Genomic DNA, 20,446 nt, shown 5'->3' with positions numbered 1-20,446 from the left:
CCGGGCCCCTCCTCGTCTGTCTACGGATGTGTGGGCGCGGGTGCGGCCGCGTCCTCCGGGCAAGCGCAGTGCACCCGCGGGTTGTACGCGGTGAAGACGCCCTTCGGGTTCTTCTTGAAGATCCACGCGTGCAGCGTGTAGACGTCGCCGACTCCCTCGATCACGGCCGGACCGTCGAAGTCGTGGTCGAAGAGACGCGGCTTGGGCTGGCCCGTGTTGGGAACGACCCACTCGACGGCGACCAGCTCGCGCTTGCCGGTCTCGTGGTTCTTCGCGTACAGCACCGACGCGGGCTTCGTCGGGTCGGTCGAGCCGATGTTCGCCGGGTTGACGTAGTGGTAGCCCATGCCGCCGAGCTTCTCCGGACTCTCGTCCACCACACACATGTCGGTGCGCTCGAAGCCGTCGTCGATGGCCTTCTGTTCCGACTTGTACGCCACGGTGGCGTCGTAGGTCTTCTTCAGGCCCGGATGGGGGAAGTCGGTGACCGGCTTCCCGGCCGAGACCGCGGCGGCCGGTGCCGTTCCCAGGGCCAGCGATCCGACGGCGGCCAGGGCGAGCGCGGCCATGAGACGACGGGGTCGAGCGGACAGGTGGGTGTGCTCCTCGGGAGGGGGGAGCGCGCCCGTGCGGGGCGCCTGACGGGGGCGGACTCTCCCCTGTTCCCGCCGCCTCCAGCAGCATCGGCTTCCCGGTAGGGGTGCCGCACGCGGGGGTGACCCATTGGAGGTGCCCGTGTCATCGTGGAAACCGCCCCGAATGGTCTGTACCACTCACCCGGGAGGAAGCGTCACGATGCGCGGCTCGACCGTCTTACCAGGGACTCCCTGCGCCGCTCCCCGGGCGGGCGACCCGCCCGTCCACCGCCTGGAGCTGCGCCTCCCCGACGACGTGCCCTTCGCCACCGGAAGCTTCGACGCCGTCGGCCCCCTGTCGAGGGCCGCCTTCCCGCACCGCCACACCTTCTACGAGATCGTCCACGTGACGGCGGGGACCGGCGCCCACGTCGTCGACCTGGCCCGCTGGGAGCTCCGCCCGCCCCACCTGGCCGTGATCGTGCCCGGCCAGGTCCACCACTGGGAGGACGCGCACGGCCTGGACGGCACCGTCGTCCTCTTCACCGAGGACTTCCTCCTCGACCACCCCGGCGACCGGGACCTGCTGCGCCGCCTCGGCGAGCGCCCCTGGCTCACCCTCGACGGGCCCACCCACGCCCGTACCACCGGGCTGATGGCCGAACTCGCCGGGGAGTACGGGCACGGCGCCGCCGGCTTCGCCACGGTCCTGCGGTCCCTGCTGCGCGTCCTCCTCGTCCGGACGGCGCGTCTCCCGGGGCCCGAGACCACGTGTACGGCCGAAGCACCGGCCGGCCGATTCGGTACCGTCGCCGGGGAGTTCGCCCGCCTGATCACCCCCGCCGGGGCGGACCACCGGTCCGTACGGGAGTGCGCCGAGCGGATCGGGGTCACCCCCGGCTACCTCACCGAGGCCGTACGGGCCGCCACCGGCCGCACCCCCGGCGCCCTGCTCCGCGAGGCCCGCACCCGCGAGGCACAACGACTCCTCGTCGGCACCGGATTGACGATCCGCCAGGTCGCGGCCCGGGTCGGCTTCGACGATCCCGCGTACTCCTGCCGCTTCTTCCGCCGCGAGACCGGCCACAGCCCCGGGGACTTCCGAAAACACCACGACCGCCGTGTTCCGTCCCTCGAAGTCGACGGCCCGCGCCCCTAGGTTCGTTGCCATCCCCGCCACCCCGCCCCCGCAGGAGGAGCAGGCATGGACCACGAAACCAGTACCGGGCACGTCACCCGCAAGGCGGTGCTGCGCGCCGCGCTCGCCGCCGGCATGGCGGCGCCCGCGGTGCTCATGGGCGTCCCGGCGCTCGCCCGAACCCTCACCGCCGGCGAGGCGGCGCCCGCGCTCACCCCGGAGTGCGACGACGGCGACGACCCGACCGTGCCGCAGACCGAGGGCCCGTACTTCAAGCCGAACTCGCCGCTGCGGACGAGCCTGTTGGAGTCCGGCACGGTCGGTGTCCGGCTGACCGTCAGCGGCTACGTCTTCGGACTCGCCTGCCGGCCGATACCGGGCGTCCTGCTCGACTTCTGGCAGGCCGACACCAACGGTGCCTACGACAACTCGGGATTCCGCTTCCGCGGCCACCAGTTCACCGACGCACAGGGCGCCTTCAAGCTCACCACGATCGTGCCCGGCCTCTACCCCGGCCGCACCCGGCACCTCCACGTCAAGCTCCAGGCCCCCGGCCGGCCCGTGCTCACCACGCAGCTGTACTTCCCGAACGAACCCCGCAACAACACCGACAGCATCTTCGACCCGCGGCTGCTCATGACCGTCCGGGACGCGGGCGGAGCCCGGGAGGCCGCCTTCGACTTCGTCCTGAACGTGCCGCAGGACCCCGGACCGAGCCCGACGGCGACTCCGACGGCGACTCCGACGGCGACTCCGACGGGGTCTCCCGGCGGGACCTGGGCCGCCGGGACCGCCTACCGGGCCGGGGACTCCGTCACGTACGGCGGCCTGGGCTACGCGTGCCTCCAGGCACACACGGCCCAGGCCGGCTGGGAGCCGCCGAACGTCCCCGCGCTGTGGCGGGTGCGCTGACGGCCGTACGGATCAGGCGGCTCAGACGGCTCAGGCGGAAGGAGCGATCCGGCCCCGGACCTCGCCGAGACCCACCCGCGTACCGTCCGGGCCCGGCGCCCAGGCCGTGAGCACGACCTCGTCGCCGTCCTCCAGGAACGTCCGCTTGCCACCGGCCAGTTCGAGCGCGTCCCGGCCGTTCCAGGTGAGTTCGAGCAGCGAGCCGCGCTGGCCCACCTCGGGCCCGGAGACCGTCCCGGAGCCGTACAGGTCACCCGTGCGCAGCGAGGCGCCGTTCACCGTCATGTGGGCGAGCTGCTGGGCCGCCGTCCAGTACATGGTGGAGAACGGCGGCTCGGCCACGGCCTCGCCGTTGATCTCCACCGTGATCCGCACGTCGAAGCCGCCCGGCTCCTCCGCGGCCGCGTCGTCCAGGTACGGAAGCAGCGGGAAGTCCCGCGCCGGCGGGGCCGTCCGGGCGGCGTCCAGCGCCTCCAGGGGCGTCACCCACGCCGCGACCGACGTCTGGAACGACTTGCCGAGGAACGGGCCGAGCGGCACGTACTCCCAGGCCTGGATGTCCCGCGCCGACCAGTCGTTGAGCAGCGACAGGCCGAAGACGTGCTCCTGGAAGTCGCCGAGCGCGACCGGCCGGCCCAGCTCCGACGGGGTGCCGACGAGGAAGCCGACCTCCGCCTCGATGTCCAGCTTCACGGACGGCCCGAAGACCGGGGCCGCGTCCGTCGGCGCCTTGCGCTGCCCGGAGGGGCGTACGACATCGGTGCCGGAGACCACGACCGTGCCCGCGCGACCGTGGTAACCGATCGGCAGATGCTTCCAGTTGGGGGTGAGGGCGTCGCCGTCCGGGCGGAAGATCCGGCCCACGTTCGTCGCGTGGTGCTCGCTCGCGTAGAAGTCGACGTAGTCCGCGACCTCGTACGGCAGGTGCAGCGTCACCCCGTCCAGCGGGTACAGCAGCGGCTCGATGTCCGCCCGGTGCGCCGGCACCGTCACCCAGGCCGTGAGCGCCCGGCGGACGTCGCGCCAGGCGGTCCGCCCGGCCGCGAGCAGCGGGTTCAGGCTCGGCTGGGCGAGCAGCGCCGCATAGGGCGAGCCGAGCGCGTGCGCCGCGGCGCCCGCGTCCAGCACGTGCCCGCCGATCCGGACGCCGAGCCGGCGCCGCCCGGGCTCGTCGGCGGTCGAGAAGACGCCGTACGGGAGGTTGTGCGGGCCGAAGGGATCGCCCTCGGCCAGGTCGAGCGGGCTGTGCTCGGACATCTGTGCGTGCCTCGCTTTCCACGTGTGTGGGGGACACGTTACGGGGCCCGCCGCCGGGCGCTGATGACATGGATCACACAGAAAGTGCGGCCTCCGTGGGCAACCGTCCGCATTCGTGCGGTATGTGGCCGAGATCCGTCGAGACACCCGTCCCGAACTGCGGAAACAGCCCTCCCGCGAACGCCCCCCGAGCCCTACGATCGCGGTGGCGTCGCGCCGCGTGAAGTCCCCGCGGAGGCACGCCCCAACACGCTCTTTTCATCTTCCTTGACCAGGAAAAAGGGTCCACACTGTGAAGATTCGTCGCATCCTCGCGACCGCCGTGGCCGCCGCCGTGACCACCCCGGTCGTCTTCCTCTCCGCCGCGCCGGCGTTCGCCGACACCAAGCCGTCGCCCGCGTCGACGCAGAAGCCCGCGACCGACGACGAGGACGAGAAGCCCTCGTACGAGGAGCTGGAGAAGGCCGTCGCCGACGCGGAGGCCAAGCTCGACGAGCTGGAGACCCAGCGCAAGGCCGTCGTGCAGGACCTCAGGGACGGCAATGTCGGCGAGGCCGTGAAGACCGAGCTCGCCGCGGCCACGGCCGCCGTCGAGGCCGCCAAGACCGCGAAGGCCACCGCCGACGCGGCGCTCGTCACCGCCGAGGAGGCCCTGGCGAAGCTGAAGGAGACCGGCAGCACCGCCACCCCGGAGGAGATCGCGACGGCCGAGCAGGCCGTCACCGCCGCGAAGACCGCCGTCGAGGCCGCAGCCGCCACCAAGACCGCGGCCGACCTCCGCCTGAAGAACGCGGAGACCGCCTTCCAGAACGCGCGGGTCGCCCTCGCCCAGAAGGCCAGCCTGCTCGCCGCCGACATCGTGGTGGCCGAGCAGGACCTCGCCGACGCGGAAGAGGCCCTGGAAGCCTTCGAGAAGGGCCTCGGCGACTGCTACGAGGACGACGCCGTCAAGGTCGCCCTCAGCGGCCCGAAGTCGGTCACCGCCGGCACCAGCGCGATCTTCTCGCTGCGCGTCAGCAACACCTCCGACCGGACCCTCGACGAGGTCGAGGCCCTCGCCTACGCGGCGGCCCTGCCCGACGGCGAGGCGCCCTTCGACGAGGAGTCCGGGTTCTACAAGGAGTACATCTCCATCGAGTGGTCCTCGGCCGACGTCCTGGAGTGGACGCCGATCACCAAGGAGTTCGACGCCATCGAGATCGGCGACCTCGTCAAGGGCGGCTCCGCCGACGTGAAGCTGCGCCTCACCCTCGACGACGAGACCCCGGCCGGCCCCGGTGTCGCCTTCGCCGTCGGCGCGTACGAGAACAACGACGGCAGCTGCGGTCTCGGCGAGGAGTACGCGACCGCCGACTTCGAGATCGTCGCGGCCAAGGGCGACAAGCCGACCCCGAAGCCCACCTCGGCGACGACCAAGCCCACCCCGGAGCCGTCCCCGTCGACGACGACGCCCACCCCGGCGCCGACCGTCACCTCCACGGGCAACGGCAACACCACCCAGCAGGGCGGCTCGTCGAACACCGCGGTGAACAACGGCGCCCTCGCCGCCACCGGTGCGAACGACACCCTGCCGCTCGGCCTCGCCGCCGCCGGGGCCGTCGCCCTGGGCGCCGGCGCGTTCGTCCTCGCCCGCCGCCGCAAGGCCGGCGCGAACGCGTAAGTCCAGAGAGAAGGCGCCCGCACCGACCCCGGTGCGGGCGCCTTCGCGCGTGTCCGGCAGCCGTCCTCAGCCCGCCGTGCGCGGGATGCTCTTCTCCCACGTGTGGTGGAAGACGACCTCGCCGTCCTCCTTGCACACCACCTCGTTCTCGGTGTGGAAGGCGTCCGCGTCGCAGGAGATCTCCGAGCGCGTGTCGACCGTGACGTCCCAGGCCATCTCGGGCCGGTGCAGCCGGATCGACCACTCCGAGAGCGTCCGCGCGGACAGCGGGTCGCCCTCCTCGATCGTGTACGTCTCCACCGCGTCCTCGGTGAACTCCAGACCGTCCGGGTACACCCGCGTGCCCCCGTACTTCGGGTCGACCTCCAGCTTCCACTCGCCCTTCGCCACGTCCCGCACCACGACCCGCTCCGGGCGCGGCTCCTCCAGGGTGCGCGGGTAGGCGACGCCCAGCGGCTCGGACTGCTCCGGCTCCTCCCACTCGACGGCGTCCTCCGTGTGGCGGCGTACCGGCAGGGTGAGGGAGGAGCCCGCCGGGTCGAGCGTGAAGCCCTTCGCGTCCGGTTGCGGCCAGATCCACGGCCAGTACGCGGAGGAGACCGCGAGCCGCACCCGGTGGCCGGGCGGGAAGGTGTGCCCGATGCCGTTCAGCTCGAAGACGAAGCTCTCCCACTCGCCGACCTGCGCCTCCACGGCCCGGTCGCGGCCGTAGCGGGCGGAGAAGTTCAGCGCGCCGCGCGTGACGAGCGTGGAGGAGCCGTCGGGGGCGATGTCGCAGAGCCGGGCGACGACCTGGCCGGTGGGGGCGTCCGCGCGCAGGGCGAGGCTGACGGACGGGCGGCCGAGGATCTCGATCGGGCCGCCGTCCTCGGGGACGGCGAAGTCGAAGCAGGCGGAGTGGGCGTCCTCGTCGCGCTGGTCCGGCGGCAGGTCGGCGTCGTTGCCGAAGGGGAAGAACCGGCCGGCGTCGATGCCGGTCTGCTGCGGGGAGTCGACCACGAGGGGGGCGCCCTGGAAGGCGTACGTGACGGGGGTGACGTTCGGGGAGGGCCAGGCGGGGTCGGTGACCCAGCGGCCCGGCAGCTCCTCGTACACGGTGGCCGGCGGGTGCGACTCGCTGATCCAGGTGCGCAGCAGCGGCTCGGCCATCACGTCGTTCTCGACGCCCTTGAGGTGGTGGTCCCACCAGCGCAGGGTCTCCTGGAGGAAGCCGATGGCGGGTCCCGGCGGCAGGCCGCGGTCCGGGTACTGGTGGGACCAGGGGCCGATGATGCCGCGCACCCGGTCCTGGGGGAGGTGCTGGGCGAGCCGCAGCACGGTGTCGCGGTACGGGTCGTGCCAGCCGCCCACGGCGAGGACGGCGGCCCCGATGGCGGAGTAGTCCTCGCAGACGCTGCCGTGCCGCCAGTACGCGTCGCGGGTCTGGTGGGCGAGCCAGGTGTGGATGAGCGGGTCCACGGCCTCCAGACGCTTCAGCCACCGCTCGCGCCACTCCTCGCCCACGTACCGCGGGTCGGGCGGCCGGCAGACGAAGGCGAGCATGGTGGCCGCCCAGGCGTGCATGTCGACGCCGAGGACCGAGCCGCCCATGTAGTGGACGTCGTTGTCGTACCGGTCGTCGGTGGAGCAGACGGTGACGATGGCCTTGAGGGGTTCGGGGGCGAGGGCGGCGATCTGGAGCGAGTTGAAGCCGCCCCAGGAGATGCCGAACATGCCGACCTTGCCCGAGCACCAGGGCTGCTCGGCGAGCCAGTTCACGACGGCCACGCCGTCGGCGAGCTCGACGGCGTCGTACTCGTCGCCGGGGAGGCCCTCGCTGTTGCCGTGGCCGCGGACGTCGACCCGTACGGAGGCGTAGCCGTGGCCCGCGTACCAGGGGTGGCGCTGCCAGTCGCGGGGCGCGGTCCAGTCGCTGAGGCGGTACGGCAGGTACTCCAGGAGGGCCGGTACGGGCTCCTCGGTGACCGGGCGCCAGATCCGGGCGTACAGCTTCGTGCCGTCCGGGAGGGGGATGCGGACGTCCTCGTGGCGGGTCTCGTACGGGAAGTCGGTACGGATCTTCGGCTTCGTCATCAGGTCACCTCAGTGGACGGGGTGCATGGTGCGGCGCAGCCAGGGCGCCAGGGCGATCACGACGAGGCCGACCGCGACGGCGACGGCGCCGTTCACGCCGAAGTACACGGGCTTGGACACGTCGTCGTAGAGCTTCACGGTCTGGGCCTGGATGCCGTTGGCGAGCGCGAGCGACAGGAACCACAGCGACATGGTCTGGCTGCTGAAGGCCTTCGGGGCGAGCTTGCTCGTGGCGGACATCCCGGAGGTCTCCAGGAGGACGTCGCCGAGGCCGAGCAGCAGGTACGAGCCGACGATCCACCAGGCGGCCATCTGGTAGGTGTCGTCGGCGTGCCCGGAGGTCGGCAGGACCATCAGGAGGAAGGAGAGACCGCCGAGGATCACGCCGAAGGCGATCTTGTTGGAGGCGTGCGGCTGGTTGTGGCCCATCCGGGCCCAGACGGCGGCCACGACGGGGGCCAGGAGGACCTCGAAGGCGCCGAGGGCGGAGGCGTACCAGCTGGCGGGGAAGTCGAAGCCGAGGATGGTCGTGCGGGCGTTGGTGGAGGCGAGCAGGATCATCGTCGAGTACGCCTGGAAGAGGATGAAGTTGAACACCACCGACGCCAGGAACAGCACGATGTACGGCTTGAGGCGGCCGCGCTCCTCGGCCGTGACCCGGGGGCTCCTGAACATCACCCAGAAGAAGACGACGGGCGCGATGACCGAGATCAGGGTCAGCACGTCCACGAACCGGTCCATGGTGAGCCAGCCCGTGAGGGCGAGCGCCACGGCGACGAGGGCCGTCACGACCGCCCCGACGACGATCGCCCGGACGGCCCGGCGCATGGCGTCCGGGGCGAGCGCGAACTCGGCGGCGTGCTTGCGCCCGGCCAGGTGACGGCGGCCCGCCACGTACTGGATCAGGCCGAAGGTCATGCCGATCGCGGCGGCCGAGAAGCCCCAGTGGTAGCCCTTGTGGTCGGCGAGCCAGCCGGTGATCAGCGGGCCGGCGAAGGCGCCGATGTTGATCGCCATGTAGTAGAGGGCGAAACCGGCGTCGCGGCGGTCGTCGTCCGTGCGGTACAGCTTGCCGACCATGGTGGCCACGTTCGGCTTGAGGAGGCCGGTGCCGGCGCTGATCAGGCCGAGGCCCACCCAGGTCATGGCGGCGGTCGGCACGGCCATCGCGTAGTGGCCGCAGGCGATGAGGATGCCGCCCCAGAGGACGGCGCGGTACGAGCCGAGGATGCGGTCGGCGAGCCAGCCGCCGGCCACCGAGACGAGGTAGACGAGCGTGCCGTAGGCGGCGGAGACCGAGGCGGCGGTGCCGGAGTCCATGCCGAGGCCGCCGTCGGCGACGCTCGCGGCGAAGTAGAGGACGAGGATCGCCTGCATGCCGAGGAACGAGAACCGCTCCCAGACCTCCAGGCCCGAGAGGGTCAGCAGTCCCCGGGGATGGCCGAGGAACGCGTGGTCGTCCTCCGGGGGCGGCTGCTCGCCGTTCGGTTCCGTATCGATCGTTGTTCGGGACAAAACGCCTACTCCTGGTCGTATGAGCTGATCCCGAACATACCGGGGGTGACGGGAAGGCGCCCACGGTGATCGAAAGGTGACCGGATACGCTGGCTTGAGTGAATCGAGCGACACATCGACAATCCATGTGATCGTCAACAGTCCATGTGAACAATCCGTGTGATCGTCAGCAGGCGTCAGCAGACAGGAGACCCCCTCGTGACCGTCGTCGGGCCGTTCGGTCTTAGCGTGCGGGACCAGGCTCTTGAGGCCGATGTCCAGACCGGGTTGGCGGCTGTGGAGGCGGGCCTCCTGGACGCCACCAAGAGCGATGTCCCCTTCATCACGGAGGCCGCGCAGCATCTCGTCCTGGCCGGCGGCAAGCGGTTCCGCCCCCTGCTCGTGATGCTCTCCGCCCAGTTCGGCGACCCCTACGCGCCGGGCGTCGTGCCCTCCGCCGTGGTCGTCGAGCTCACCCACCTGGCCACGCTCTACCACGACGACGTCATGGACGAGGCCGACGTCCGGCGCGGAGTACCGAGCGCCAACACGCGCTGGGGCAACTCGATCGCCGTCCTCACGGGTGACTTCCTCTTCGCCCGCGCCTCGCACACGCTCGCGGACCTCGGCCCCGATGCCGTACGGATCCAGTCCGAGGCGTTCGAACGGCTCGTGACCGGCCAGATCCTGGAGACCGCGGGACCGACCGACGGCCGCGACCCCGTCGAGCACTACCTCGACGTCCTCGGCGGCAAGACCGGCTCGCTCGTCGCCGTCTCCTGCCGCTTCGGCGCGATGATGTCCGGCGCCGACGAGAGCGTCGTCGACATCCTCACCCAGTACGGGGAGCGGCTCGGCGTCGCCTTCCAGCTCGCCGACGACGTCCTCGACATCACCTCCGACTCCCACGAGTCCGGCAAGACCCCCGGCATCGACCTCCGCGAGGGCATCCCGACACTGCCCGTCCTCCACCTGCGGGCCGCGGCGGCCGCCCACGGCCGCCCGGAGGACGTCGAGCTCGTCGCCCTCGTCGACAGCGACCTGACGGACGACGACCGGCACGCCGAGGTCCTGCGGCGGCTCCGCGTCCACCCGGCCCTGGAGCAGGCCCGGCGGGACACCGTGCGGTACGCGGAGGAGGCACGCGCCATGCTGGCGCCGCTGCCCGACGGGTACGCGAAGGCGGCGCTCCAGGAGATGTGCGACGCGGTGGTCCACCGCGCGGGCTGAGGGCCCGGCGGACGCCGAGGGGTCAACCGGGCGGGTGAGGGAATCTCAGGGTGGGGTCATCCCGAAGCAGTACGCGAGGTTGATCCCGGGGGCTGACGCTTCTATGCCCCCGATTTGGTCAGATGGAGTCATCGACCACAGGGCGCAGCACGGAGGAAGCGGAGACCATGGCAGACACCCGTAAGGCGAGCCGGTTCATCGTCCCGATCGCGGTGGCAGGAGTGGCCGCGGCGACCATCGGGCTCGTCCCGGCACTCGCGGCGTCCGGTGACCCGGACCTCCCGGAGATCACGGCCCAGCAGCTCATCGAGAAGATCGCCGCCTCGGACACCCAGACCCTGTCCGGCACCTTCAGGATCTCCACCGACCTCGGCCTGCCCGTCGGCGGCCTGGCCGACCTCGGCGCGCTGGCCGGCGGTGGCGGCGGCTCCTCCTCGGCGGACCCCACGGAGAAGCTCACCGAGCTCGTCTCCGGCACCCACACGCTGCGCGTGGCCGCCGACGGCCCCGACCGCCAGAAGCTGACGCTGCTGGACGGCTCCGACGAGTACAGCCTGATCCACAACGGCGACGACGTCTGGGCGTACGACAGCAAGTCCAAGGAGGTCTTCCACGAGAAGGCCCCCGCAGGCGCCGGGGAGAAGGGCGAGAAGGGCGAGACGCCCTCGAAGGAGCTCCCGACCACGCCCAAGCAGCTCGCCGACGAGGTCCTGAAGGCGGCCGGCGACACCACGTCGATCACCGTCGACGGCACGGCCAAGGTCGCCGGCCGGGACGCGTACCAGCTGATGATCAAGCCGAAGCAGTCCGGCTCGACGGTCGAGTCGATCAAGATCGCCGTGGACGCGGCGAACGGCACCCCGCTCAAGTTCACCCTCGCCTCGGTCGAGGGCGGCAAGCCGGTCGTCGACGCGGGCTTCACGAAGGTCGACTTCGGCAAGCCGGCCGCCTCGGACTTCGACTTCAAGGTCCCCGAGGGCGCGAAGGTGACCGAGGGCGCCGCGGAGAAGGGCGCGGGGTCGGAGAAGCCCGAGGACTTCGGGAAGGACTTCGAGAAGGAGTTCGGCGGCGAGCTCGGCGGCCTCCCCGGCTTCGGCGACCTCGGGACGGGCGGTGGCCTGAACGTCATCGGCGAGGGCTGGACGACGATCGCGAAGCTCGACTCAGGCGCCCCGGCCCCGAAGACGGACGAGGCGCCGAAGGAGATCCAGGGGCTCCTGGACTCCTTCGGCGACAAGGTCACCGGGAAGTTCGGCTCGGGCACCGTCTTCAAGACGAAGCTGGTGAACGCGCTGCTCACCGACGACGGCAAGGTCTACGTCGGCGCGGTGACGCAGGACGCGCTGGTGGACGCGGCCAACGCCGGTAAGTAACCGTCAGGTTGGGACCCCGGGCGGGTCGGGGGCGATGGTCACCGACCCACCCGGGAGTTTCTTGCGTCCTGCGCCTTACGGGAACGTCAGCTTGAAGCTGTTGATGTAGCCGGTGTCGGCCGAGGCCTTGTCCTGGACGCGGAGCTTCCAGGCGCCGTTCGCGACCTCGGAGGAGGCGTTCACGGTGAAGGTCTGGACGATGTTGTCGGCGCTGCCGCCGGACCGGTTGCTCAGGCTGTAGACCGAGCCGTCCGGGGCGACGAGATCGACGACGAGGTCACCGCGGTAGGTGTGGACGATGTTCACACCGACGGCGAGAGTGCTCGGGGCGTTGCCGGCGACGCCGGTGACGTTGACCGTCGAGGTGACCGCGGCGCCGTTGTCCGGGACGGAGACGTCGGCCGTGTTCTCGAAGACCGTGCCCGTGGGCGGGGTGCTCGTGCCGGACAGCGCCCAGATCGCGTGCGCGACCGCGTCGCTGTTGCGGTCGAGGGCGGTGTCGTTGATGTTCGACGTGTTGTCGCACGACGAGTGGTAGCAGCGGTCGAAGGCCGTGGCCGTACCGCCCCACTTCGACACCTGGGCACTGGTCTTGACCCGGCTCGCGCCCGTGAACAGACCGCCGACGGGTATGCCGACGTTCTTGAACGAGGCGTGGTCCGAGCGGCCGTCGCCCTCGGTCTCGATCTCGGTGGGGACGCCGAGACCCGCGAAGTAGCTCTTGAAGGTCTGCTCGATGGCCGGGTCGTCGTCGTAGACGAAGTAGCCCGGGTTGGGCGACCCGATCATGTCGAAGTTGAGGTAGCCGGAGACCTTCGCGCGCTCGGCGGTCGGCAGCTGGCTGACGTAGTACTTCGAGCCGACGAGACCGAGCTCCTCCGCGCCCCACCAGCCGAACCGCAGGTGCTTGGAGGGCTGGTAGCCGGAGCGGGCGACCGCGAGGGCCGTCTCCAGGACGGCGGCGGAGCCGGAGCCGTTGTCGTTGATGCCGGCGCCCGAGCTGACCGAGTCGAGGTGCGCGCCGGCCATCAGGACCTGGTTCGGGTCGCCGCCCGGCCAGTCGGCGATGAGGTTGTAGCCGGTGGCGCCGCTGGAGGTGAACTGCTGGATGGTGGTGGTGTATCCGGCGGCGTCGAGCTTGGCCTTCACGAAGTCGATGGACGCCTTGTAGCCGGTACGGCCGTGGGCGCGGTTGCCGCCGTTGGCGGTGGCGATCGACTGAAGGTCCGTCAAGTGCTGCTTGACGTTGGCCAGGGGGATGTCGGGGGCGGCGGCGGCCGCCTGCGACTCGGCGCCGGCGGTACCGGTGAGACCGGCGAGCGCGAGGGCCGCGAGAGCGGCGACCGCGGTGACGCGTCTGGGCACGGAGATGTTCATGTGGGGGCTCCGGATTCCGAACGGGGATGGGACGGAACGTGCGAGACGCCTCGGGCGTGGGTGCCACGAGGCGCTGGAGCTGTGCGAGTGCATGTGCGGTGTTCAGTTGTTCTGCTGTGCGTGCTGAATGTTCAGTGAGAGTTTGACTCCGCGTCAAGAGCGGAAACCGGTCAGGTGCGTTCGCTGAGCGAACCCGGGGCGGGACGCCGGGGGTTGGGGGTGCCGGTGGGCCCGCAGGGGTGCTGGGGGTGGGCGTTTCCGGTGGGCTTCTGGTGCGGCCGCCCTCTTTCCGAGAGTCGCACCTTCCACCACCGCGTCAAGGGCGCCTACGGCGTCGCGATGCGATGGCCTACGGCCACCCTTGACCCGGCGGCTCCAGGAGCGAAAGACCTCTCGGAGGGCGGCCGGGGCGTGGCCACGCGGGGGCCCGGGCATTGGCGGGGGTCGGGATGGCGTGTGGCGGGCCGGTGGGGTGGGGCTTGGTTAGTGGCGGGGCCGGGTGTGTCTGTGGGGGTTGGTGCGGGGTTCGCGGTTGTTGAATGGGGCAGCCGGGCGGCGCTTAGCGGGTCGCGGCCGGTGGGGAGTTGGGGATTCAGGCCCCGCTGGTCACTCCCGGTGGGTGGTAGGCGCTGGGCAGCCGGTCGTGGACGGAGGGCGGTGCGTGGTCGGGGCTGAGGCGGCTGGCGGCTGGCGGCTGGCGGTGAGACATTGGTGCACTTTCTCCGCCCGATAAGGGCGATGTACGCCCTTTGGGGGTTATCTCGGGGGCTGTTACTCGGAGTAGCTGCACGTTAGTCACCTCTCCACCCGCCGGGAGTGACCAGCCGGGCCTGAATCCCCGCCAAGGGACGGACGTTCGCCGCTTAGCCAGGCCCGGCTGCCCCATTCAACGGCCGCGCACCCCGAACCCACCGGAAGATGTCCGCCCGCCCCGGCTACGAACCAAGCCCCACCCCACCGGCCCGCCGGGCGCCCTCCAGCCCCCGCCGATGCCCGAAGCCCCCGCGTGACCCCGGCCCCGGACCGCCCTCCGAGAGTTTTTGCGCAGCTTCCGGCGCCGGGTCAAGGGTGGCCGTAGGCCATCGCATCGCGACGCCGCAGGCGCCCTTGACGCGGTGGTGGAAGCTGCGACTCTCGGAAAGAGGGCGGCCCCACCAGAAGCCCACGAAGCAGGCCCACCCCCAGAGCCTCGCCCCCGCCCCGAGCGCCCCGTCCGAATTCCGCCAGCGGCCTTTGCCGTGCCGCGTGACGCTGGGCCCATGAGCATCTACCTCGCCCGCGCCATCTCGCCCGCCGTCCACGCCCAGTTGCGCGTCACCGACGATGCCGGGCAGCCCTGTGTGCCGTTCGTCGACGCCGAGGGCGGGAGTCCTCTGCGCTGCTGTCTGCGGCTCTCCGTCGCCGGGGAGCGGATCGCGCTCGTCTCGTACGCGCCGCTGCGGCGCTGGGCGGCCGAGGGTGGGGTCGAGCCGGGAGCGTACGACGAGCAGGGGCCCGTCTTCGTGCACGCCGAGGAGTGCGGCGGCCCCGGGTCCTCGGAGGCGTACCCCTTCGAGCGGGCCGGGGCGCTGCGGACCGTCCGGCGGTACGACGCGGAGGGCCGGATCGCCGGCGGGCGGCTCCTGGAGCTGCCCGAAGCTCCCGGCGAAGGCTTCGAGCAGGCCTTCGAGGAGGCCTTCGCCGACCCGGCCGTCGTTCTCGTGCACGTCCGCGCCGTGGAGTACGGCTGCTTCCACTTCGAGGTGCGCAGGCCCTGACCTCGGCCCTCAATGCACGCAGAACTCGTTGCCCTCCGGGTCGGCCATGACCGTCCAGGACCCGGACGGTTCGTCCACCCGGCGCAGGACCGTCGCGCCGAGCGCCTCCAGGCGGGTGACCTCGGCCTCGCGGGTGCCCGGGTCCGGGTGGAGGTCGAGGTGGAGCCGGTTCTTGACGGTCTTGGGTTCCGGGACGCGCTGGATGAGGAGGCGCCGGCCGAGCCCGCCGCCCGTCGCCGGGTCCTGGGGGTCGTCCGGGTGGCGGACGGCGGCGAGGTCGCGCCAGCCGAGGCGCTCGTGGTCCGTGCCCTCGTGGACGGTCACGGTCTGCTCGGGCTGGGCGGCCCCGAGGTCGAGGAGGCGCCGGATGAGGGCGTCGTGGTTCTCCTCCGCGTAGCCGAGTGCGGCGGCCCAGAAGACGGCCTGGGCGTGCGGGTCGGCGGCGTCGAGGACAAGCTTCCAATGGATGGGCTTCATGTAACTGGTTATACTGGTTACATGACACTGGCCGCCACCGGAATGACCCTTCGGCACCGCGACGGGCAGGTGTTCCGCTTCGATGCCGGGGCCCTCTGCCTGGAGCTGCTGCTCACCGGTGGACCCGGGCCGGTCGCCGCGCAGTACGAGGTCCTCGACCGGGTCGACGGGCTGCTCGACTGGGTGCGGGGCTGCCGCCTCGCACCCGGACTCGACGTGACCGTCACGGACGCCGAGCTGGCGGCCGTCCGGGACGTGCGGGACGCGCTCTGGGGCCTCGCCCTGGCGCGGGTCGGGGGCGCCGCCCCCGACCCCGGGGAGCTGGCGACGGTCAACGCCGCAGCCGCCGAGCCGCCGCTCGTCGCCCTGATCGCCGCCGACGGCACGCGCGCGTGGGCGCCCGGAGCCACCGGGGCCCGGCTCCTCGCCACGGTCGCCCGGGACGCGGTCGAGCTCCTCACCGGGCCGTACGCCGACCGGGTCCGCGTCTGCGGCGCCGACAACTGCGCGCTCGTCTTCGCCGACACCTCGCGTCCCGGGCGCCGCCGCTGGTGCTCGATGGACCGGTGCGGCAACCGCCACAAGGTCCGGGCGCACCGTGCCCGTACCCCGCCGGAGGGAGAAGTGTGATGCCTGTGGGACTGACGCGGGATGCCGGCTGGGAGATCGGTGTCTCCAAGACCCTGCCCCTGCCCGTCGCGGCCGTCTGGGACTTCCTCATGAGCCCCGAAGGCCTGAGCCTCTGGTTCGGTCCGGGAGCCGCGCTTCCCGTCGAGGGCGACCCCGCCCTCCGCAGCCTCCGGCCCCGGGACCGCGTCCGCCTGTCGTACGGCGAGACCGTCCTCCAGGTCGCCGTCTCCCCGGCGGGCGACGGCCGGACCGTCCTCACCTTCCACCAGGAGCACATGGCGAGCGCCGAGGAGCGTGAACGCCAACGCGCCCACTGGAAGGGCGTGATGGCCGAGATCGTGCGGAGGGTGGGGGAGTGACCGCCCCGAGGACCGCCGCGCGGGGTGCTAAGGCGCGGTGACCGGCGGGGACGGCTCCGGTTCCTGGGCGCGGAGGTGGTCCAGCAGCCCGTCCGGCGCCGGGTACGGCTCCTCGCGGGGCAGCAGGCGGCCGGCGGCGGCCAGGTCGCCCGCGCGGACCAGCGCGTGGACGTCGTGGGCGAGCGGGGTCACGTCGGTGACGGAGACCGTCCACTCGTCCGCGTACCGGCGGGAGGCCTCGCCCGACAGGCCGAGCTGGAGCGAGCGGTACGGGAGCGGCCGCAGGTGCAGGTCGCGCTCCGGGTCCCACTGGACGCGCGCCGGCGCCTGCCCCAACTGCCGCTTCCAGGAGGCCTGGTCGGGGTGGAACCCGCGCACGTAGTGCGAGAGGCAGGCGTTCCGCAGGGCCCACTCGAAGCCCTCGCGGGTGATCTCCACGGCGAGGACCGTCTCCTGGCCCTCCTTCGCGCCCCAGCCACAGCGGTACATCATCCACAGGAACGACGGCTTGATCCACGTCATCCGGTCCCGCTTCCATGTGGCCGGGAATCGACCCTCGCGGGCGGCGGGCAGGCCGATCCCCGGCGTGTACGCCTGGTAGACGGTGACGGTGTCCGGGGTGTGGAGCGCCCGGATCCGGTACTTCGGTTCTTCCATGGACGTCAGGGTGCGCGAAGCCCCGGGGGCGGGGCCACCGGATATCCCGGGGCCGCCGCCGGACGTCGCGGCCCTCAGGCGGGCGCCGCCTCCTTCGCGTCGTACTCCTCGCGCGCCGCCGCGATCTCGTTCTGGTGCTGCTCGGTCCAGGTCACGAGGGAGCGGATCGTCGTGTGCAGGGTCCCGCCCAGGGGGGTGAGCTCGTACTCGACGCGGGGTGGGACCACCGGGTGGACGGTGCGCTTCACCAGGCCGTCGCGCTCCAGCTGGCGCAGGGTCACGGTCAGCATGCGCTGGCTGACGCCGTCGATCTCGCGCTTGAGCTCCGTGAAGCGCAGGACGCGGCGGTCGAGGAGGGCGATGACGAGGAGGGACCACTTGTCGGCGACGCGGTCGAGGATCTGGCGGACCTCGCAGTCCTCGCGGGTGTCCCACTGGAAGGGGTCGGGGTCGCCGTCGTTTCCGTAGCTTCCCGCGCAGTGGCTCGGTGCCTTCAGGGCGCTGTCATCCATGACACCCGATCCTGGCGCAGGACCGGGTCGGTTACAAGAGGGAACCGACCTGCGACCAAGGTCACGGTCGGGACGCCCCGATCCGCACCTAATGTGGAGTGATGAGCGATTCCCCCGGCTGCCCGTTGACCGATGTCGCCGTCGCGTACCTGCCCCGGCTCGCGGAGGTCGCCTCCGAGCCGGGCCTCGCGGCCGCCGTCGACCAGCACGCCGCCGCCGTGTGCGACGCGCTCGTCCCGGCCCAGCGGGGGCCGGAGGGCCGGACCGTGCGGCGGGAGGAGCTCGCCGACTACGTGCTCGGGTTCACCGACGGGCTGTCCGAGGCCGAGTGGACCGAGCCCGCGGGCCACGACTTCGTGACCCTGCGGCTGACGGCGGTCTGCCGGCTGATCCAGGAGCACGACCTCCTGGACGCGTGAGACGTCAGCGCCCCGGGTGGTGGGCCGCCTTGACCGAGGCCGCCGCCTCGACCGAAGCCGCCTTGGCCGAAGCCGCCTCGACCGACGCCACCGCCTCCGCCGACGCCGTGGCCATCGCGGCCCGGCTGCGGCGGGCCGTGCGCAGCGCGTCCCAGGTGAGGAGCGTCAGGGCGAGCCAGACGAGGGAGAAGCCCGCCCACCGCTCCGGCGGCATCGCCTCGTGGAAGTAGAGGATCCCGAGCAGGAACTGGAAGGTCGGCGCCAGGTACTGGAGGAGTCCGAGCGTCGACAGCGGTACGCGGATGGCGGCCGCGCCGAAGCAGACCAGCGGCACCGCCGTGACGATGCCGGTGGCGGCGAGCAGGGCCGCGTGTCCGGCGCCCTCGGAGCCGAAGGCCAGGGTGCCCTGGGTGCCGATCCAGACCAGGTAGCCGAGGGCCGGCAGGAACTGGACGGCGGTCTCGGCGGCGAGCGACTCCAGGCCGCCGAGGTTGAGCTTCTTCTTCACCAGGCCGTAGATCGCGAAGGAGAAGGCGAGGGTGAGCGAGATCCACGGCGGCTGCCCGTACCCGATCGCGAGGACGAGGACGGCCGCGAAGCCGACGCCGACCGCCGCCCACTGGGCCGGGCGCAGCCGCTCCTTGAGGACGAGGACGCCGAGCGCGATGGTGACGAGCGGGTTGATGAAGTAGCCGAGGGAGGCCTCGACGACGTGGCCGGTGTTGACCGACCAGATGTAGAGGCCCCAGTTCACGCTGATGACGGCGGCGGCGACGGTGATCAGGGCCAGCTTGCGCGGGCTGCGCGCGAGCTCCGGTATCCAGCTCCAGCGGCGGAGCGCGAGCAGTGCGATGCCGACGAAGAGGAGCGACCAGACCATCCGGTGGGCGAGGATCTCGACGGCTCCGGCGGGCTTGAGGAGCGGCCAGAAGAGCGGGACCAGTCCCCACATGGCGTAGGCGCCGATCCCGTAGAGCAATCCTGCTCGTCCTTCGTTCTCCGTCTTCGTCTCCACCGGACCTCCTGCCGCGCGCCACGCTGTCCTGTCGAAGGTAGCGCCGCACGGGGCGGGTTGTCATGCCCGTATCGCCATACGGTCATGACAGCCCGACCCCTCGTTCAGGAGGCGGCGAGCGCTTCCTTGATCGTCACGGCGATCGGGGTGGTGGGGCGGCCGATCAGCCGGGACAGGTCGCCGGTCCGTACGGCGAGCGCGCCGTGCTCCGCGGCCCGGTTGACGTCGACCAGGATCGCGGCGAAGAACTCCGGGACCCCGGCGCCGGTGAGGATCGCGAGGTGCGCCTCGGCGGGGACGTTGGTGTACGTGATCTCCCGGCCGGACTGGGCGGCGACCTCGGCCGCGTACTCGGCGAACGACCAGGCGGTGTCGCCGCTCAGCTCGTACGCCCGGTTCACGTGCTCCTCGGCCGGGCCGGTCAGGACGGCGGCCGCGGCGGCGGCGTAGTCGGCGCGGGTGGCGGAGGCGATCCGGCCCTCGCCGGCGTTGGAGACGACGGCGCCGTGGGCCAGGACGGGGGCGAGGTTCGCGGTGTAGTTCTCGGTGTACCAGCCGTTGCGGAGGAAGGTGTACGGCAGGCCGGAGGCGAGGATCAGCCGCTCGGTCTCCTTGTGCTCGTCGGCCAGGTCGAAGTCGGCCTCCGGGCCGCCGAGGACGCCGGTGTACGCGAGCTGGGCGACGCCCGCCGACTTGGCCGCGGCGATCACGGCGGCGTGCTGTGCGACGCGCTGCCCGACCTCGCTGCCCGAGATGAGGAGCACCCGGTCGCCCGCCTCGAAGGCCTCCGCCAGCGTCTCCGGCCGGCTGTAGTCCGCGATCCGCAGCTCGACACCGCGCTCCGCGAGGTCGGCCGCCTTCTCCTTGTTCCGGACGACGGCGGCGACGGAAGCGGCGGGGACGGTGGCGAGGAGGGCGTCGATGACGAGACGGCCGAGCTGGCCGGTGGCTCCGGTGACGACGATGCTCATGATGCTTCCTTTTCCCGTGGGGTGCGGTGGGCGATGTCCTCACCGTACGTCGGGCACTTTCCTTTCGTAAGTACCCACTTTGAAGTAAGGTACTGGTATGGAAGTAAGTGGGAACGTGAGTGGGGAACCGAAGAGCCTGCTGACGGACGTCGTCGGCGCCATGTGTCCGGCCCGGCTGGTCATGGAGCACGTCACCAGCCGCTGGGGAGTCCTGATCCTCATCGCGCTGCGCGAGCGCTCGTACCGCTTCAGCGAGCTGCGCCGCCGGGTCGGCGGCGTCAGCGAGAAGATGCTGACGCAGACGCTCCAGACCCTGGAGCGCGACGGCTTCGTCCACCGCGACGCCAAGCCCGTCATCCCGCCCCGCGTCGACTACAGCCTCACCGTCATGGGCGAGGAGGCCGCCCGCCAGGTCGCGGAGCTCGCCCGCTGGACCGACCGGCGGGTCGCGGAGGTCGAGCAGGCCCGGGCGCGGTACGACGAGGCGCGTCGCGAGAGTGTCGCCAGTGCGTCTCAATGACGTGGTAATCGCGGTGAGTTGACCTTCCAGGCCGTACGAT

General features: G+C 71.8%; 20 protein-coding genes. 10 read left to right on the top strand and 10 right to left on the bottom strand.

Annotated elements, in window-relative coordinates; all coding sequences use genetic code 11:
* Positions 1-20 precede the first annotated feature (20 nt).
* Positions 21-569 carry a hypothetical protein gene (locus tag OG357_RS16015; protein ID WP_329621784.1) on the bottom strand — a complete coding sequence of 183 codons (549 nt, stop codon included), beginning with the start codon at positions 567-569 and terminating at the stop codon, positions 21-23.
* A gap of 226 nt (positions 570-795) precedes the next feature.
* Between OG357_RS16015 and OG357_RS16010 the strand changes: the two genes are divergently transcribed.
* Together OG357_RS16010 and OG357_RS16005 are read left to right on the top strand one after the other, a co-directional pair.
* Positions 796-1,734 (top strand): helix-turn-helix domain-containing protein, encoded by a 939-nt coding sequence (locus OG357_RS16010; RefSeq protein WP_329621783.1) that lies wholly within the window; start codon positions 796-798, stop codon positions 1,732-1,734.
* Between the two features lie 45 nt (positions 1,735-1,779).
* The gene (locus OG357_RS16005) at positions 1,780-2,625 is read left to right on the top strand and encodes a dioxygenase family protein (RefSeq protein WP_329621782.1); all 846 of its coding nucleotides are present in this window, start codon (positions 1,780-1,782) and stop codon (positions 2,623-2,625) included.
* A 30-nt stretch (positions 2,626-2,655) separates the two neighbouring features.
* On the opposite strand, the gene fahA is transcribed toward OG357_RS16005, so the two are convergent.
* Positions 2,656-3,882 (bottom strand): fumarylacetoacetase, encoded by a 1,227-nt coding sequence (gene fahA / locus OG357_RS16000; RefSeq protein ID WP_329621781.1) that lies wholly within the window; start codon positions 3,880-3,882, stop codon positions 2,656-2,658.
* Between the two features lie 292 nt (positions 3,883-4,174).
* Here fahA and OG357_RS15995 point away from each other — a divergent pair, with 292 nt between their 5' ends.
* A complete protein-coding gene (locus tag OG357_RS15995) occupies positions 4,175-5,542 on the top strand; it encodes an LPXTG cell wall anchor domain-containing protein (RefSeq protein WP_329621780.1) in 1,368 nt (455 codons plus the stop codon).
* Between the two features lie 66 nt (positions 5,543-5,608).
* Here the strand turns inward: OG357_RS15995 and OG357_RS15990 are convergent, their stop codons facing one another.
* Complete coding sequence (locus tag OG357_RS15990) at positions 5,609-7,615, bottom strand: CocE/NonD family hydrolase (RefSeq protein ID WP_329621779.1); 2,007 nt, start codon at positions 7,613-7,615, stop codon at positions 5,609-5,611.
* A gap of 9 nt (positions 7,616-7,624) precedes the next feature.
* On the bottom strand, positions 7,625-9,130 hold the full coding sequence (locus OG357_RS15985; RefSeq protein WP_329621778.1) for a peptide MFS transporter: 1,506 nt from the start codon (positions 9,128-9,130) through the stop codon (positions 7,625-7,627).
* Between the two features lie 198 nt (positions 9,131-9,328).
* On the opposite strand from OG357_RS15985, the gene OG357_RS15980 reads away from it, so the two are divergent.
* Together OG357_RS15980 and OG357_RS15975 are read left to right on the top strand one after the other, a co-directional pair.
* Positions 9,329-10,339 carry a polyprenyl synthetase family protein gene (locus tag OG357_RS15980; protein WP_329621777.1) on the top strand — a complete coding sequence of 337 codons (1,011 nt, stop codon included), beginning with the start codon at positions 9,329-9,331 and terminating at the stop codon, positions 10,337-10,339.
* Positions 10,340-10,506: 167 nt separating this feature from the next.
* Positions 10,507-11,712, top strand: a complete 1,206-nt coding sequence (locus OG357_RS15975) for a LolA family protein (RefSeq protein ID WP_329621776.1) — start codon at positions 10,507-10,509, stop codon at positions 11,710-11,712.
* 75 nt (positions 11,713-11,787) lie between these two features.
* On the opposite strand, the gene OG357_RS15970 is transcribed toward OG357_RS15975, so the two are convergent.
* Complete coding sequence (locus OG357_RS15970; RefSeq protein WP_329621775.1) at positions 11,788-13,089, bottom strand: M28 family metallopeptidase; 1,302 nt, start codon at positions 13,087-13,089, stop codon at positions 11,788-11,790.
* Between the two features lie 1,259 nt (positions 13,090-14,348).
* Here OG357_RS15970 and OG357_RS15965 point away from each other — a divergent pair.
* The gene (locus OG357_RS15965) at positions 14,349-14,846 is read left to right on the top strand and encodes a DUF1203 domain-containing protein (RefSeq protein ID WP_329621774.1); all 498 of its coding nucleotides are present in this window, start codon (positions 14,349-14,351) and stop codon (positions 14,844-14,846) included.
* 9 nt (positions 14,847-14,855) lie between these two features.
* Here the strand turns inward: OG357_RS15965 and OG357_RS15960 are convergent, their stop codons facing one another.
* Positions 14,856-15,323, bottom strand: coding sequence for a VOC family protein (locus OG357_RS15960; protein WP_329621773.1), 468 nt, complete (start codon positions 15,321-15,323; stop codon positions 14,856-14,858).
* 21 nt (positions 15,324-15,344) lie between these two features.
* Here OG357_RS15960 and OG357_RS15955 point away from each other — a divergent pair, with 21 nt between their 5' ends.
* Positions 15,345-15,953, top strand: a complete 609-nt coding sequence (locus OG357_RS15955; protein WP_329621772.1) for a CGNR zinc finger domain-containing protein — start codon at positions 15,345-15,347, stop codon at positions 15,951-15,953.
* Positions 15,953-16,312 carry an SRPBCC family protein gene (locus OG357_RS15950; protein WP_329621771.1) on the top strand — a complete coding sequence of 120 codons (360 nt, stop codon included), beginning with the start codon at positions 15,953-15,955 and terminating at the stop codon, positions 16,310-16,312. The genes OG357_RS15955 and OG357_RS15950 overlap by 1 nt, the downstream gene beginning before the upstream one ends.
* Before the next feature lie 27 nt (positions 16,313-16,339).
* On the opposite strand, the gene OG357_RS15945 is transcribed toward OG357_RS15950, so the two are convergent.
* Together OG357_RS15945 and OG357_RS15940 are read right to left on the bottom strand one after the other, a co-directional pair.
* The gene (locus OG357_RS15945; RefSeq protein WP_329621770.1) at positions 16,340-16,969 is read right to left on the bottom strand and encodes a DUF4291 domain-containing protein; all 630 of its coding nucleotides are present in this window, start codon (positions 16,967-16,969) and stop codon (positions 16,340-16,342) included.
* 74 nt (positions 16,970-17,043) lie between these two features.
* The gene (locus OG357_RS15940) at positions 17,044-17,481 is read right to left on the bottom strand and encodes a winged helix-turn-helix transcriptional regulator (protein WP_329621769.1); all 438 of its coding nucleotides are present in this window, start codon (positions 17,479-17,481) and stop codon (positions 17,044-17,046) included.
* A gap of 101 nt (positions 17,482-17,582) precedes the next feature.
* Between OG357_RS15940 and OG357_RS15935 the strand changes: the two genes are divergently transcribed.
* Positions 17,583-17,900 (top strand): DUF6401 family natural product biosynthesis protein, encoded by a 318-nt coding sequence (locus OG357_RS15935; RefSeq protein WP_329621768.1) that lies wholly within the window; start codon positions 17,583-17,585, stop codon positions 17,898-17,900.
* Between the two features lie 4 nt (positions 17,901-17,904).
* Here OG357_RS15935 and rarD read toward each other — a convergent pair whose 3' ends face one another.
* A complete protein-coding gene (rarD, locus tag OG357_RS15930) occupies positions 17,905-18,852 on the bottom strand; it encodes an EamA family transporter RarD (protein WP_443066809.1) in 948 nt (315 codons plus the stop codon).
* A 167-nt stretch (positions 18,853-19,019) separates the two neighbouring features.
* Positions 19,020-19,886 (bottom strand): NmrA family NAD(P)-binding protein, encoded by an 867-nt coding sequence (locus OG357_RS15925; protein WP_329621766.1) that lies wholly within the window; start codon positions 19,884-19,886, stop codon positions 19,020-19,022.
* A gap of 160 nt (positions 19,887-20,046) precedes the next feature.
* On the opposite strand from OG357_RS15925, the gene OG357_RS15920 reads away from it, so the two are divergent.
* A complete protein-coding gene (locus OG357_RS15920; RefSeq protein ID WP_329625604.1) occupies positions 20,047-20,406 on the top strand; it encodes a winged helix-turn-helix transcriptional regulator in 360 nt (119 codons plus the stop codon).
* Positions 20,407-20,446: the final 40 nt, after the last annotated feature.

The sequence above is a fragment of the Streptomyces sp. NBC_01255 genome, from assembly GCF_036226445.1.
GTDB lineage: Bacteria > Actinomycetota > Actinomycetes > Streptomycetales > Streptomycetaceae > Streptomyces.
The sequence above is the reverse complement of the archived record's forward strand: the minus strand, read 5'-3'. Positions and strand labels throughout refer to the sequence as shown.